The following is a 16,472-nucleotide window of genomic DNA, read 5'->3' as shown; positions in this document are numbered from 1 at the left end:
TTCAAATTTGTGGTATCTAAATACTGACTGCTAAATAGGCAGTCAGTACTTGAGTGAACGGAGGGTATTACGGTCTGACTCGGTTATTTTTATTTTTTAAATGCCACTAAGATAATATTTTATTTCACAGTATTGGTGATGCGTTTAAAACATTTGGAAAGTATTGTAAACAGAATGGTTTATAATTGGCAATAAAATCAGATTCTGATATATCGTTTAAGCGTTAATTTATTCAAGGGTTGGTTTTATTATTGAAGATAGGCTTTATTATTTCAGATAATTATTTTTACTATTAATTTAACTCATGCTAATAATTTCATTGGTTGTGTGTTTTTATCTTGTTGTAATTATGAGTAAATATCATCTTGCTGAGGGTTGTTATTTTATTTTTATTTGCTAATAATTTCGGATAATAAAGATTTAAAATTGAAACTCTTAATCAGCTAACATTGAAAACCAGCTATGCGTCACATAAATATTTTCTTTAGTTGATGGAAAAAATTTGAAATCGCATTAATATTCTTAATTGTAGAGTTTAAATGTCACATTCAATTGATTTCAGTAAAGTAGATAAATCTTTTTCTACTTAGTTTCAGGTGTTTCTCATTTAAAAAATAAGTTTATAGGAGGATGTATTCATTCTCATGGGAATTATTTTTTCTGGGTTTTCCGCCGAGTTATTTATACGGTTATTGAGTATTTATTGTGATAACGAAAATAGTCATTTAGAGAGATAAAATCCAAATGAAAAAGCATATTCTACATTTTGACCTAGCTCAAGGCCATTTACGTACCCAATCCAGTCAATTAAACCTTTGGGTTGGTGAATATAATATACCGTTGCAAGAACATGATGAGTCAAGTTTAGCCAGAGCAGCTGGAGAAAATCCTGCAATAGATATGGTTCTGCGCTACGGTTCACACAATATTAGCCACTTTGCGGAGGTACCCGAACACTATTTTTTACCTAATCACGTTACTCTAATTAAAGTGGTTGGTGATAAATCCGGGCCTTACCGTTCTTCGTTACCGGTTCTTTACCATCTTTCTTACCATATCCCTAACGCTCATTTACGTCGTTATGCCAAACGTAACATAGAAAAACTGGCCGTAAATAATATAGCGGTGGCTTTGCCAGGTAAACTTAGCGCTCTCGGTGTTAATAGCCAACATTTAGCACAAAACCCTATTCATTGTAGCGATTTGTTGGTTGCGGCTAATGAAGTGAAAACACCCTGGGAGGTTGCCTGTTCTATTGTATTTTCCCACCCAGAATTGTCTAACAGTCAGGCTTATGCAGCATCAATTGTGATGAATGCGCATATTGCCCCACCGCAGGAAATAGACCCACAGCAATATAACCGGGTTTATGAATTGGCTATATCAATATCAAGTCAGGGACCTGCGACAGAGACCGGCGGTTTTGCCACTTATGGTCAATTGGTTGACCCTGATGGCAACGAGATGTTTTATGAATTTGACTGGGTTGGTCAAGACGGGCAGGTGATTTTCGCCGAAGGTGATCCGGTGATGCAATATAATCTGTCGGATGAAACGGAGAACTATTCAGGATCGCCGGCCTCTAATGCGTTGAGAACCTCGCATAATGACACCCGTTTGCAAAATCATAACTGGAGTGTCAGCCAAAGTGCGTCTCTCGACGTTACCGAATTCAAAGATCAAGCTTCAGCATTGGATGCTCCGCGAAATACTAGTCAAATTTGGACGGCCACTAACCGTACACCTAATCACGGTATGGATGTGTATCCTGACAGCATCCATTACGATCCTGGGCAGAGCCATTTTTCCATTGATTTTAAGAATAAATATTTACGTCAATTAGGTGTCTATATTCAATTCTTTAAAGACACTGAGATGAAACAACCGATTGATAATCCAACAGTTCATGGTGATTGGCCGTTTTATTTCCCTCCTGAGCTGGCGGCGTTATTTGAAACGGAATCACAAAAAGCCATTGGGGTGTTGGCTAATGTCAATACGATTATGGGAATTCCGATGCCCACTGATCCCACTAATTTTGGTTTGCCTTGGCCGGCTGAAGCTCAGGCAGCTAAATTCTTGTTTGGTGGTTTGGGAACTTCCCGTTGGGAAAACCCGATTGTTTGGCCGGGAGTGATTTTAACCGGTATGTTCCAATACGGTATTCCATCCCTCATGATGTTGGCTGGAGCCGCTGTAACCAATACTCAATGGTATAAAGACTTTATTTCTAATAAGGATAACGTTGCCATATTAGCAGGTATTGCTTTCCCATTGATTGGCGGTGGCGCCGCTGTCGGTTCAGCGTTATTCAATACTAAAAAAGTGCTCACCAGTTTAGCCAGTATTGCCATTGGTATTTTGGCTAAAAAAGGACTGGAAGCGTTAGCCGCTTATGTTACAGCTCAGATAGCAGCCAGTGCAGCCGCTCAGGCGGTTCCTGTGGTGGGTTGGGCGTTCCGGATTGCTTCAATTGCGCTAGATTTGGCTCAGATTGCAGTGACTACAGGGGAATTGCTCTCTACGCCAGCCACTTTGGAAGTGGATATCAAGCGCCAAATGACTTTGGCTTTTACCCTGCATCCTGATCCCGCTCATGGTGAAGTGGGGCGCCCGGAAACCGCAATCTGGCCGCCGGTGGGAGTGCAGTGCCAGGTGACGGTCGAATATACCAACGGCACCTACTACACCCAGACTATTCCATTACCTACAACCAGTTCCAATAAGCCGCTAACTTTTAATTTCAATTCGGTTGGTTGGGGGGGAACCCTCAAAATTAAGGCTAATGTTTATTCCGCTACTGGCTGGTTAGCGGGGAGCTATACCAGTGAGCTGCTGAATGCGCAACCAGATGACCCCAGTGAGGGCATCATGCGCGTCAGTGGCAATATAAAAGAGATGTTGGTACCTCTGACTCAGGTCACTCAATACGAATATTGGGAACAGTTGTCTTACGATAGCGATAAAAAAGAGTATCAGTGGATTGAAGGCAGCGTGCCGTTGGAAACCCAGTCTTCAACCAATTGTAGCAATGTCGGCAATAACATCTGCAAGCTGGTCAATATGACAATACTGAATTCAGATTATCAGGTGGGTTATTGCTATCAGGCTTCCGGTCAGAATATTCCATTGGAAGATCCATTAAGCCCACCCAATAGCGGTCAGATGTATGTGCTGCAAAACATTTCCACTCTGAGTAATGACACGTTGAATGAGCGGCTGAAATTATCCGAAGTGGGTTTCAAAGTACAACCGCTGATCAGTTATAACAGTTTTGGCGAAGGACCGGACGACAAAACCATCACACCTTATAACTTTATTATTGATTCACGATTCGGCGAATATCACTTGCGTCGGGTGGATCTGCGTGACGGCAAACATGATTTTGGTTTGACGGATAATCCGCTGTCGTGGGGGACTTTCACTATTCCTCATCTGGATGCGATGGTGGTTCATCCAAGTGGTTATGTGATTGCTGTCAGCTGGCAATACAGCAAGATGCAGATTCTGCCGTTGGGTGAGCAGGGCTACCCGGATGCTCAGGCACCTGCGGCCCAGATTGTCTCTGGCGAAGGGATTCGACAAGGGCTCATGCATGGGCCAATTGCCCTAGCTGTCACGCCAGATGGTCGCATTTTATTATTGGAAACAATCAATACCCGTGTTCAGGCGTTCGATACTAAAGGGAACCCATTCCCAAGTTTTCCAGGGGCAACACTGTTTAAACTGCCTACTGCGGAGTATCAGGCAACACTGGATGCTCAGGTGTTTTCTCCAGCATTACAACAAGCATTTCGTGAACAAGGGCTGACATTCCTGTTTAGTAACAGTGATACGAGCTTTATTTATTCACTGAATGCCGGAGTACTGGATGAGCAGATTATTGCCGTCTTTGCGCAAGATGGGATCTATCTAAGTTATAACCAGACCGCAGACGGTAATATTGACCCGGTTGGCAGCACAACGGTTGATGTGATACAGCAAGGGCAGAGCTGGTTGGTATATGATCCGCAGAAACCCGCAACCTACACGCTGACCGCTCAGGGACCAACGGTATCTGTATACAACGATTTGAGTAACGTGCGGGTCATCGCTATCGGTCAAGGTGTCAAATGGCAAATTGATGATCTTGCTGGCGCCCGTTCTTGGTTGTTAACCCTTGATGTAACGAATCCTTCTGAAATTATAGTTGCTGATTATCTGTCCTATATGCCACTGAATAAGCCAGAGGGAATAACTTATTTGGATGTGGCGGTTGAGTCTAAGGGATATATTTATATTTTGTCGTACCGTAATGAAGGGCGTGATCCAACGGATTATATCCTCGATATCTATGAGCCTGACGGTAAGTTTCTGGTCACTGTCCCTGATTCGACGCTGGTACCTGATCCAACTAAACGTCAGCATATTGTTGCCGCGCATCTGGCGATAGATCCATTCCGTACTTTAGTGGCGATGAATTACGGCAAGTTCTTGGGGGAAAATCAACGTACCCAGCCACAAATCAGCCAGTGGACGCCGACTACACCCATATTCGATCTGGGTATAGATCAGCTACCGATATTCCAGCAACACGATATGGATAAAATCCGCGCCGTTTTTGCTGAGAACAAACATCCTCTTAGTAATCAGGCAACTATCGAAACTATCAATAACAATGGTTATTTCATCATTACCGATGTTAATACCCGTTACCCGGTTATATGCACAGTAGATAGCGATAATTTGCAGATTATTTCTGTCTACAGTTTCTCGGAGAAAAATATGTTATTAAAAAGTTATAGTTCAGGATTTAAAGCGGTCTTGCAATTATTAGGTCTCTCGGAGGGCGATGTAACGGAGAAAGTCGCTATTCCATCTTCGTCGCAAGGTTCTTTACGGCCTGACGACCCTCAGTCACTGGCTCCTTCCCACCAATCAAACGTGTCGTCAGCAGCGGAGCTGTTGATCCTTTCTGGTATTCCCCCAGTTGAAGCGCCAATAACGTTTCCGGCAACCGTTGATGTTTTTGCGATTGGAGAACTGGTGATCGCTGATGGGGGGATTCTGAACATTAGCAATCCGAATCCACAACCGATCGTGGTAGCGGTAGACACTCTGACTGTTAAGCAAGGTGGGCAATTGATATGTGACGCCTCTGTGATCCTAAATGTGCAAACTTATACCCAAACTCAGGAGAATACCCATGAATAAAATGAGATCTGTTAAAGAAACTTTGGCTATGTTGCGTGAGCATTATCATTTGACCAGTACAGAGCGGCAGCCAAAACAATTGAAAACGTCGGATCTTGACGGGCCGGTCATATTTTCTCACGACCCGCAAATAGCCACTGTGCCACCCGCGTTTTTTACCGTACAAACCATACAAGAATTGAAGGAACTTGGCGGGGTGCCTGACAGTGATTATGGACCAGGCGGAATGGAACCGCATCATCCGCTACCTGAACCCTATTCGGCTGAACGGTTGGCAAATGTCACCGGTAATCATGCTGATATATGTAAAGCTTTCAGTGCTTATATCTATGGTTATTCTCCTTTAGTCAAAGATTATGAGGATATTCTGAACGCTAAACGTTTTCCGATGAAAGTCGCGTTATACAGTGGTGAAGATATCGTTGTCACTGCAAGTAACCCATTGATTGTTGGAAGTAAAGAGAGTCACGGCGAACCTGTTAACTTGGTGTTTAATAAGATAACGATTGAACCTGGCGGTAAGATTATTTATTTGACCAATGGCTCGGTTGAAGCGAATGAAGTCGTCATAGTTAATTCCCCAAATCCATACCCAACTCCGGGTGATAATGATGGCCCGAACCTCGAAAATATTGGCAGTAACGGAGGTGATGGCGGTAGCGGCAACAATGGCTCCAATGGAAGAGATGGCAGCAATGGGAGTGCTGGTAAAGATAATAAAAACTCCTGTGCAACGTCGGCTACGAACGGTACCGCCGGTGGCAATGGTACTGATGGCGCCAGAGGAAGTGATGGTGAGAATGGTGGCAATGCGAATGATGTTAATTTTAAAACAAGCGCCATTAACGGTTTTGTGAATATGCTGACACAAGGCGGCAATGGTGGTAATGGCGGTAACGGTGGTAACGGTGGTAGTGGTGGAAAAGGAGGAAATGGCGGCGGTTCTACCAGCGAATGTAGGGCTGGTAATGGTGGTAATGGTGGTGCTGGCGGTAATGGTGGTAATAGTGGTAACGGCGGTAATGCGGGTGACGGCGGTAACATCTATTTTACTTATGATGAAGGGGGAAGTGCGACGTTCCAAGCTAGAGCAGTTGGCGGTAACGGTGGTAAAGGCGGCAACGGTGGATCTGGTGGTGCCGGTGGTGGTGGTGGTACGGGTTATACCAGTGGTAGCCCAGGTCGAAGTGGTTCATCGGGGAGCACTGGAACTGCCGGAAAAGCAGGTGCTATCGGTGCGATTTATATCAACGGCAAAAAACAATAACAGCAAGGAGGAGTTATGGTCGCAGATATTCAAATTTTCGGTACTAACGGTGTGAATGGTGCTGATGGAGCCAATGGCGCTGATGGTCAACGGGGTGCTGATGGTCAGAATGCTTCTCGTCGTAAGCCAGCCACTGCCGGTAGCCCTGGTGGTGATGGTCAATCAGGTCAGAGTGGTTTGGATGGTCAATCAGGTTCTGGCTGGTGGTTTGCCCTGCGTTGTACTCGTTTTGACGTACAGAGTGTGGTGCGTATTAGCAATAATGGCGGTAATGGCGGTGATGGTGGCACAGCGGGTTATGGTGGCAATGGGGGGGATGGCGGCAATGGCGGCCGTGGTCATTCATCATCGTCAGGCAAGCCAGGTGGTGTTGGTGGTAATGGTGGCAATGGTGGAAATGGCGGCAATGGAGGGGATGGCGGCGATGGTGGTAATGTTTGGGTCAGATATAACCAGACTAGCTTACCAAAACCGGTATCTGCCACTTCTAATGGCGGAAACGGAGGACTCGGTCAGCCCGGTGGTGCTGGGGGGATCGCCGGGCGCGGTGGGGTAAATGGTGACGGTTCACATGCACCCAATGGAGAATATGGTGTTGGAGGGATTAGCGCCAGCGGTGGTCAGGCTGGGAGAGTTGGGAAGGTTTCTGTAAATCATTTGCTGCGAGGATAATGACATGAGCGAATCCAGATTTTTTGCTGGCAAATGGCAATTTGCAGCGACTTCAGGCCAACTGATTACGGTTCAAGCGGATGGTACGCTTAGCCTGTCGGCCAAACAATCAGGGGCGATTAATCAAATGATTAATGCTTATGGCGTTACTGGCTTTTGGTTACAGGCGGGTAATGGTCAATATTTGGCTGCAAGCGGTAATACTCCTCAAGCTAATCAACCGCGCGATGGTACGGTTGCTGAGATCCGGTTGGAAGAGGTAGGAGGATCTGGATTTCGCCTGCGCCGTATCAGTAGCAGTGGTGACAGCTATTTGGTGGCGCAACAATCTGGGCTGATTTGGCAGGCAGTCACTAGCAGTCCGTCTCTGTCAGCCCAATTCACTCGTACCATAGTGACAAAAAGTCTGGAAGTTCTCAAAGACTGGGGAGCAATGGGTGCCGATCTGCGTTTTGCCTATCTCGCTGAAGAAAATTTGAATGAGATGGTGATGATGACCGTCGATTTGTCAAATGCCGACCTGCATGGTTCGACATTGCTTGGCGCTGATTTAACTAATGTCAAAGTTGATAATTGCAATTTTAGCGGTTGTGATTTAAGTAAGACTGATTTAACGCATGTTCATGGCAAAAATGCGCTTTTTGAAAACTGTATCGTGGGTAGTGATACTAATATGCCTGACGCTGAGCTACCGAACGCCATTTTCCGTGGCTGTAAGAGCAGTGGTGGTCAGCCGGTATTAAATCGTCTAAAAGCGCCTGGTGCGAATTTCTCTGGTGCGTTGTTACCTTCGGTGATAATGGAGAATGCTGATTTATCGCAGGCGAATCTAGTTAATGTTGATCTAAGCGGCGCCAGTCTGGCTTCCTGCAATTTTACCGGGGCGATTATGACGCTGGTAAATTTACAAAATACCACTTTGCAGACTTCGAATTTTAATCAAGCCACGTTAGTAGGGACTGATTTTACCGGGGCGAATATCAATCATGTTAATTTCAGTGGCGCGAATCTGACCAACGCCCGGTTGTCGTTAACCACCGGTTATAGTCAGCTTAATCTCAGCGACAGTACCTTATTAGCAACGGTGCTGACAGGGATGGATCTGGTTGATGCCACGATTACCGCTAAAACCAATTTTACCCAAGCACAGATGGATGGGGTCAATCTGAGTAAGCAGAAGTTGGATCAAGTCATATTCCTGATGGCATCAATGAAGAAGGTAAATCTGGATAATACGTCACTCAATGGTGCGGTTTTGGTCGGTGCTAATCTGGCTGGTTCCACTGTCTTGGGTAATGTCTCCTTAGTAGGGGCGAATTTGTCCAATGCGAGTCTGGAAAATGTTAACTTAACTGGCGCTCAATTTGGTGCTTTATCCACAGTGACACATTTGGATGAAGCTGATGCTCAAGCACTGGATAATCAGCAACTACCCGAACAGTTACGTCATCTTTTGTATCAAGACAAGGTATTGATTAACGGTCAGGCGGAAGTGTTGGTTCGTCAGCTAGGCCAAAACTGGTTGGTTGAACATGAGGGTAGACCGCTATTTATCCATCGTCAGGAGGGGCAATTAAACGTTGCTCAAGATAATGGTGGTAATGCGGCAATTCTTGCCAACATATTTATGCCTAATGCGATTTTGACTGGCGCTAATTTGTATGCGGTTGATATGTCTGGCGCTCATTGGTACGGCAGCGACGCTAGGGCCGATAACGCCAATTTGGAACAAGTCAATTTGTCAAAGGCTAACTTATCTACCATGAATTTCACTCAGGCGCGGTTATATGGGGCGAATTTGTCCTACGCCAATCTGGTCAATACTGACTTTAGTAAAGCGATGTTGGAACCTACTCAAGGTCTTAAACCAGCATCTCTAGCTTTTGCTTCAATTCAAGGCACTATTTTCACTGAAGCTAAATTGACTGGCGCTAATCTGACTAATGGCGCGGTAGCTTTGCCGCTTGAGGAAGCTGGTAAGAAGTTTACAGGTGTTCCCTTGTTCAGTGCGGCGCTTGAGCTGATGAGTTCATTGAATAGTGGCACAGTCTCAAAAGAGTTGCGGCAGGCATTCACTGATAACGGTTACAGCCTGTTATCTAATGCCAAAATCATTGAAAAGCAAAATGATCAATATTGGATTATTTCTAACCAGCCGCAGGATACCGATCTGAGTTACCGAGGATATTGTAACTTTATTGTGATTCGGGTGAGTGAGGTCGGGAATAACCATCTGCAAGTTTGTGGTGGATCGCCATTACGTGTCATCCGTACTGCGGCTGACAATACACTACAACCGGTTAATGTCGCTTTTGGGGTGACAATTGATATTACTCAAGCGATGGATGGTGACACCACCTGCCCAAGTGGTTTGCGTTATCAGTTGCTCAGTAAGGGTATTAGCTATCAATCATTGATGACACCGGGATTACCCCCTCATCCACCGAAATGTATTCCCAGCCCGACGACTTGGTGTTGATAAGTAAGAACGATGATCTGGCAAACGACTAATCGGAGTAAAGAATACCACTATGGATATCAATATGATGAGAAGTGACAATATGCCGATTGCCATTATCGGTATGGGCTGCCGTTTTCCGGGGGGCGTTAACTCCCCAGAGGAGTTCTGGCAACTGTTGTGTGGTTCAAGTGACGCTATTACCCCAGTACCGCCCGAACGCTGGTCAACTCAGGCTTATAGTTCCCGTGATCGCAATCTGCCGGGGAGAATGGTGGCGCGAGAAGGGGGATTTATCACTGATATAGCTGGCTTTGATGCAGCAGTGTTTAATATCAGTAGTACAGAAGCGCCTTTTATTGATCCACAACATCGTCTGATGTTGCAGGTAACTTGGGAAGCGCTGGAGCGGGCAAGAATACCGCCAAAATCATTAGCGGGTCAGGCGGTTGGTGTCTATATTGGTGCTTTCACTCATGATTATTTGCACCTGCAATTTACTGATTTGCGTCAGATAACGGGTTATACCTCAACTGGCGCAATGGGAACCATGTTGTCAAACCGTATTTCCCATGCGTTTGATTTTCAAGGGCCGTCTTTGACCATCGATAGCGCCTGTTCATCGTCCCTGTTGGCGGTACATTTGGCTTGTGACAGCTTGCGGCGGGGAGAGTCGCAATTGGCGCTGGCAGGTGGCAGTCAGTTAATGCTAATCCCTGATTTTTCGATAGTAGAAAGCCGTACTGGTTTTCTGTCGCTTACCAATCGTTGTCACAGTTTTTCAGCTAACGCTGATGGTTATGTGCGTAGTGAAGGGGTAGGTGCTGTTTTGCTGAAACCGTTGAATGCAGCTTTACAGGATGGCGATCCCGTCTTGGCCGTGATCCACGGCTCGGCGGCAAATCAAGATGGTCATACTCCCACGATTACTCAGCCAAGTAGTGCGGCACAGCAACGAGTGATTCGGATGGCCTGTGCTCAGGCGGGTATTTCCCCAGCAGAGATTGATTATATTGAGGCTCATGGTACTGGAACGGCGATCGGTGATCCGATAGAAGCAGAAGCTTTGGGGCAGGTATGCCGTCCAGATCCGACAGATCGCCCATTACTGATCGGTGCGTGTAAATCCGTGATTGGTCATACGGAAGCCGCGGCGGGCATTGCCGGACTGATTAAAGCGGTATTGTGTTTACAACTAAAGCAAGTGCCGGGCAATTTACATGCCGATCCGCCTAACCCCTATATCCGTTTTGCGGAATTAGGATTGCAAGTTCCGCGGCAGTTAACGCTATTGCCTGAAGGTAGAGTTGTCGCGGGAGTGAATTCTTTTGGTTTTGGCGGGACGAATGTCCATGTGGTATTGAGTAATCATGCGGCTCCTTCCGTACAACTTCGCGAGACCAAAGGGCAGGCTTTCATGTTGCCATTGTCTGCCCAGTCTGAGTTTTCCCTGACACAACAAGTGCAGCGTATCGCCGATTTACTACAGCAGCAGCCAGAGATTGCCCTTGATGATCTATGTTACAGTTTAGCGATGACTCGTCACCGTTTCCCGCTGCGTAAAGCCATAATATTTAGTGACCGAAAGCAGTTGCAACAACAGTTAACTCATCTGAATCTGTCGCCGAAGCATAATAATAGAAAAGTAGATCACTTGGCTTGGGTATTTCCTGGCGTTGGTGGTGAAGGGTGGCAGGAGGTGGTAGCTTGGTTTCAGCCATTTCCTGCATTTGCCGAGCAATTCAGGCGTTGCGAAGCTATTTGGGCTAAATTTTCTGCGCCGTCTCTACGTGCTGCATTACTGGTTACTGACGATTTAATGGCGCCGCCGGTGCAATTTACGGTACAAATATCTATGGTCGCTCAGTTGCAGCAGTGGGGACTTAGACCAGCGGCATTGCTTGGCCATAGTACCGGTGAAATGGCGGCTTGTTATCTGGCAGGAATTTATGATCTGACTCAGGCATTGACACTTTTGTATCATCGTTATTACCGCTATCGCGATCTGCAAAGCGCATTGGATCGGAAGGGAGGGTTGTTGATGGTAGCGGCTACGGTGGAACAGATACAGCCTTATTTGTCTGCCCATGATATTGATCCCGCTGTCGTGATTGCAGGAAGAAACAGCGCCAATAGTTGTCTGTTATCGGGCCCTGTAAGCGGATTAACCGCCATTTCCCATCGTTTAAAACATCATCGTATCGCCAGTAGTCGTATTAACTATGGTATTGCTGCCCATTCCCCATTGCTGGAGCCACTCCGGGAAGGATTAATTGCCGATGCCGCGGCTATTTCGGCCTCAAAGCCCTTATTGCCTGTGTTTTCATCAGTCACCGGGAAGGAAATTAATGATAAGTTGGGTCCTGAGCATTGGGCTGACAACATGATCGAACCCTTTCGTTTTGATGATGCGATGGAAAATATGCTGAAAGCAGGTTTTCACCATTTCCTTGAAATTTCACCCACATCCCTGTTGAGCGGTGGATTGCAGGATTGGAGTAAACCTTATCGCGGTCAGGTGTTTGCTTGTCGAACAGGGCAGAACTGGTCACAGTTATTGGGACAATTATTTGAAGCTGGTATTGAACCTGATTGGCGGACTATCACGCCTACGGCTTATTTAATCGATCTGCCAACTTATCCCTGGCATCAGCAATCTTATTGGCATGAACCGAAAATCAGCCGTCGCCACCGGCTGCGCAAGTCGAGCGGTGTGTTATTGGGCGAAGTACAGCCGGGTAGTGAGAGTTGGCAGGCTGAATTGGTTGTTGAGCAGGCGCCTTGGTTACTCGATCATGTCGTCATGGGAAATGCGATGTTCCCTGCTGCCGGCTATATCGAAGTCATGTTAGCTGCGGCTCGTATCTGCTTTCCAGGTGTCGGATTGGCGCTGAATAATATTGTGTTGCAATCGGCTTTACTGTTGGAACCCGGTATGGAGTTCAGACTAAAAACTCGCTTGGATCGACAGCGAATGGAAGTGCAGGTATACACTGCCAGTAATCTGGATGAAGATACCCAATACCAATTTGCAGCCAGTGCACAAGTGAACATTGTCGTACCGGGCGCGGCTGCCTGTGTTATCCCATCATCTGTTGTAAATGATCGCTATCTTGGTACGCAGAATCAGGAGGCGTTGTGTCAGGAAGAATTGTATCAGGAAGAGCTGTATCAGGAAGAATTGTATCAGGCGTTTCAACATCTGCATTTTAGTTACAGCGGGAGATTTCGTACTCTGCGTCAAGCGATTGTCGGTGAAAGTGAGACAATCTGTGAGATTGAGTTGCCACCTACACCAGAGGGAATGAATTTCCACCCGGCGGCTTTGGATGGCATTTTCCAGTCATTGTTGGCGATTCAGTCTATTGGCGTTAATGCCCCAATCCCTGCTAGCGATTTCCGTATTCCGGTAACTATTCGACATCTACGTATTAGCGGTAAACTATCAGGCCGAGTGAGAGCCTATGCTCGAATGACTGAGCAGACACAACAACAGTGGCTTGGTGATATCGATGTATACACTGACCGCGGCATACTGATTTGCCAAATCGAAGGGTTTTGCGTTCAGCTTGTCAGTAACAGGAAAAGCGATTTATTGCCGGTACCTCACAATCTGGTGATAGGTCAACCCTTGTGGCGTGAAGTGCCTTCTTGCCCATCGATAGAACCTTTAGCGCCATGTTTAGCGCAATGGGCTATTCTTGGCGGTGAAACTGTGTTGGCAGAGGAATTGGCGAGTGAATTGCAACGGCGTGGTGGATATGCCTGCCTACGTTCCGGCCTGCCTGACAGTGAGCAGAAAGTTCAGGAGTTGGTGGATACTCTTCCTTCCGAGGTTGAAAGGATACTGATCCTCTGGCCGTTACATAATCCACGCAAGACTTATCATGCTTTGATCTATTTGTGTGCGGCACTGGCAGAACAAGCGGTGAAACCACGTTTATGGGTCGTGACTCGATATGCTCATCAGGTGACTGAACAAGATCTCCCTGATCCGTTTGCTGCGGCATTATGGGGAATGATGCGAGTTATCGGTCAACAGGAAGCGACTTCACTCTGGGGAGGGTTGTTAGATATTGACAGTACTACTACGCCAGCCCAGTGGTGGAATGCATTATTAACGGATGATGGTGAGGATCAGTTAGCTCTGCGTCGTGATCAACGCTATGCACTACGTCTTGCGCCATTGCCGGAAGTGCCGCCCCTGTTGCCAATGGTACATTTTCGACCAGATGGCAGCTATTTGCTGACGGGGGCTTTCGGGGGAATGGGACGTCAGTTGATTTCCTGGATGGTGAAGCATGGTGCTCGTCATTTGTTGTTGATCGGCCGTTGTCATACGCTTGATGCGGATGATCAGATGTTACTGGAAATACTACGTCGACAGGGAGTTGAAGCAGAATATCTGCCGGTTGATCTGGGTGATGTAAAAATGACTAATAATTGTCTGGCTCAGTATCGGCAGCGGGCCAGTCAGCCGTTACGAGGCGTGATTCACTGTGCCGCGCATGTTGAAGCTCAAGGATACCGTGAATTGAGTACTCAGGCTTTTGATAGAGTCTTTGCCGCTAAAGCGCTTTCTGCGTGGACATTGCATCAGGCGTTAGCTGATGCGCCGTTAGAGCATTTCGTCATGTTTTCCTCAATAAGCTCATTATTGTCTTTGCCGGGTATGGCATCTTATGCGGCAGCAAATGCCATGCTGGACAGTTTGGCCTATTTGCGGCGTCAGCAAGGTTTACCTGCGTTGAGCCTTAACTGGGGGCCATGGAAAGCAGGTATCGCTTTACGAGATAGTCGCATGCTCCCGGTGTCCAAAGACAATGGGCTGCCGCTATTTAACTTAGAGGAGGGATTAGCCACGTTAGAGCGTCTGTTTGCCCGTATTGAGCCGCAACTGGTGCCGTTCTTGGCTGATTGGTCAGTGTTACTCTCCGGTCCAATGCGCCAGTTGGCATTATTTCGTGATATTCAGCAGGAAAGCGTAGCTCAAGCTTTACCAGCAGACACAGTGCTTGAGGTCAATAACTTGGGTGATGTTGTCAGTTTGTTACAGGCTTTCTGCGGTGAAATTGTTGGGACGAAAGCTGAGGTTTTTCATCCGGATCAACCACTGACTGACAATGGTATTGATTCGCTGAATGGGTTGATGTTGGTGCAAAAAATTAACAAACAGTTACGCGTGGATATTCCATTGGAATTGTTGTTGAACAATAAGCCGCTGTCGGAACTTGCGTCGTTAATTACGTATCGATTGCAAGTGAAGTTAATTGCGAATATGTGACCGGGGTGAGTGCGGCCAACAAAGAGGCAACTTGAAAGATGATGGGTAATAGTGACATAACCGGTAGTGATAGTGGTAGAGATTTGGGAACTTGGTCAGATGGATAATTGGTATATGAAGTTATTCTAAATGTATAAATTTAAACTTAGGAGAATTTTCATGGAAAAAATAAGAACGGTTGCTGAGACGTTGGCAATATTACATCAATATCACCATCCGTTTGGTCTGGAACGACAGCCAAAGCAACTTAAGACCGCCGACTTTGACGGGCCGGTAATATTTTCTAACGATCCGGAAACGGCTACTGTGCCGCCTGCATTTTTTACAGTGCAAACGATACAAGAGCTGAAGGCGCTCAACGGTGTGCCTGACAGTCGATATGGTCCTGGAAAAATGGAATCCCATCATCCGTTGCCTGAACCGTTTTCTGCTGAACGACTGGCAAATGTCTCGGCTAATCATATTGATTTATACAAAGCCTTTCGTGCCTATATCTATGGTGATTCTGCTTTGGTTAAAGATTATGAAGAAATGCTTAATGCTAAGTGTTTTCCGATGAAAGTTGCGTTCTACAATGGTGAAGAGATCACTGTGTCTGCAAATAATCCATTGATTATTAAAGATAAAGAATACTGTGGCGAACTGGTTGTCTTGGTGTACAACAAGATAACCATTGAACCGGAAGGTAAAGTGATTTGCTACACCAATGGCAGGATTGAAGCGGATGTCATTCAAGGGCTGGGAAGCACGCCGTTGCACTTAGTCAGTAAAGGGAAAGATGGAGAAATTGGTGCTCCTGGTGCGACTGGAAGTAGCGGAGCGAATGGCATTGAAGGTTTACCTGGTCGTAAGAAAAAAGATACCTGTGTAACTCCCCCTACATCGGGTACCGATGGAACTAATGGTTCTCCGGGAGCGAAAGGATCGAATGGAGAATCAGGTGGAGTGGCGAAGAAATTGAATGTCTCAACTACTCGTCTGGATGGGATTGTATATTTGGCGTCTGAAGGAGGGGCTGGGGGAAATGGCGGGCATGGTGGTGATGGCGGCGGTGGGGGAAATGGTGGAGATGGAGGCTTTTGTTATAATGGCGCCGATGGGGATTGTTCTGGTGGTCATAGTTACGTTACTACGGACCCACGGTATCTTTCTGGGCATGGAGGGGATGGAGCAAATGGAGGGGCGGGCGGGAATGGAGGTAATGGGGGGAATGGTGGAGATGGCGGTGACATAGAGTGTAACTATTCTACTGGTAATCCAAACATGAGTTATTGGTCAACGGCAGGTTTGCCTGGGGCTGGTGGTAGCGCGGGAAGGGGAGGGAAAGGCGGTGATGGTGGTTCTGCGTGGTGTGATGTTAAGGATAGAATTAGAAACTTAAGTTGTTCTGGAATTCCTGGTAAAAAGGGGATTAATGGAAAGTCAGGTGAGCCAGGGATGCAAGGAAAGGGGGGGCAGATATATATCAATGGCAAATTGTATTGAAGGAAAATTATGTTGAACGTTCCGTTTCCTAAATACAAATTATTTGGCAATGAGTGAGCTTGGGTTTTCTCCTGTATCGCATTAGCTTATTAGGGATAATGATATTGGCTACA

General features: G+C 46.4%; 6 protein-coding genes. All 6 read left to right on the top strand.

What is annotated here, in order from left to right:
* Positions 1–744: 744 nt before the first annotated feature.
* The 6 genes from Phpb_RS02935 (at position 745) to Phpb_RS02910 (ending at position 16,359) form a co-directional block, all read left to right on the top strand.
* Complete coding sequence (locus Phpb_RS02935; RefSeq protein ID WP_065389101.1) at positions 745–5,193, top strand: C-type lectin-like domain-containing protein; 4,449 nt, start codon at positions 745–747, stop codon at positions 5,191–5,193.
* Positions 5,186–6,460, top strand: a complete 1,275-nt coding sequence (locus Phpb_RS02930) for a hypothetical protein (RefSeq protein WP_065389100.1) — start codon at positions 5,186–5,188, stop codon at positions 6,458–6,460. Before Phpb_RS02935 ends, Phpb_RS02930 begins: the two co-directional genes overlap by 8 nt.
* A 15-nt stretch (positions 6,461–6,475) precedes the next feature.
* Entirely contained in the window at positions 6,476–7,132 is a 657-nt protein-coding gene (locus Phpb_RS25820; RefSeq protein ID WP_065389099.1) for a hypothetical protein, read from the top strand.
* A gap of 4 nt (positions 7,133–7,136) precedes the next feature.
* On the top strand, positions 7,137–9,611 hold the full coding sequence (locus tag Phpb_RS02920) for a pentapeptide repeat-containing protein (protein ID WP_065389098.1): 2,475 nt from the start codon (positions 7,137–7,139) through the stop codon (positions 9,609–9,611).
* A 64-nt stretch (positions 9,612–9,675) separates the two neighbouring features.
* Entirely contained in the window at positions 9,676–14,874 is a 5,199-nt protein-coding gene (locus tag Phpb_RS02915) for a type I polyketide synthase (protein ID WP_165603264.1), read from the top strand.
* A gap of 159 nt (positions 14,875–15,033) precedes the next feature.
* On the top strand, positions 15,034–16,359 hold the full coding sequence (locus Phpb_RS02910) for a collagen-like protein (RefSeq protein ID WP_065389096.1): 1,326 nt from the start codon (positions 15,034–15,036) through the stop codon (positions 16,357–16,359).
* The last annotated feature ends 113 nt before the right edge of the window (positions 16,360–16,472 follow it).

The sequence above is a fragment of the Photorhabdus namnaonensis genome, from assembly GCF_001684335.1.
GTDB classification, from domain to species: domain Bacteria; phylum Pseudomonadota; class Gammaproteobacteria; order Enterobacterales; family Enterobacteriaceae; genus Photorhabdus; species Photorhabdus namnaonensis.
The sequence above is the reverse complement of the archived record's forward strand: the minus strand, read 5'-3'. Positions and strand labels throughout refer to the sequence as shown.

Coding starts and splice junctions, on each gene's coding strand:
- Phpb_RS02935 (WP_065389101.1), top strand. CDS start 745: ATGAAAAAGCATATTCTACATTTTGACCTAGCTCAAGGCCATTTACGT.
- Phpb_RS02930 (WP_065389100.1), top strand. CDS start 5,186: ATGAATAAAATGAGATCTGTTAAAGAAACTTTGGCTATGTTGCGTGAG.
- Phpb_RS25820 (WP_065389099.1), top strand. CDS start 6,476: ATGGTCGCAGATATTCAAATTTTCGGTACTAACGGTGTGAATGGTGCT.
- Phpb_RS02920 (WP_065389098.1), top strand. CDS start 7,137: ATGAGCGAATCCAGATTTTTTGCTGGCAAATGGCAATTTGCAGCGACT.
- Phpb_RS02915 (WP_165603264.1), top strand. CDS start 9,676: ATGATGAGAAGTGACAATATGCCGATTGCCATTATCGGTATGGGCTGC.
- Phpb_RS02910 (WP_065389096.1), top strand. CDS start 15,034: ATGGAAAAAATAAGAACGGTTGCTGAGACGTTGGCAATATTACATCAA.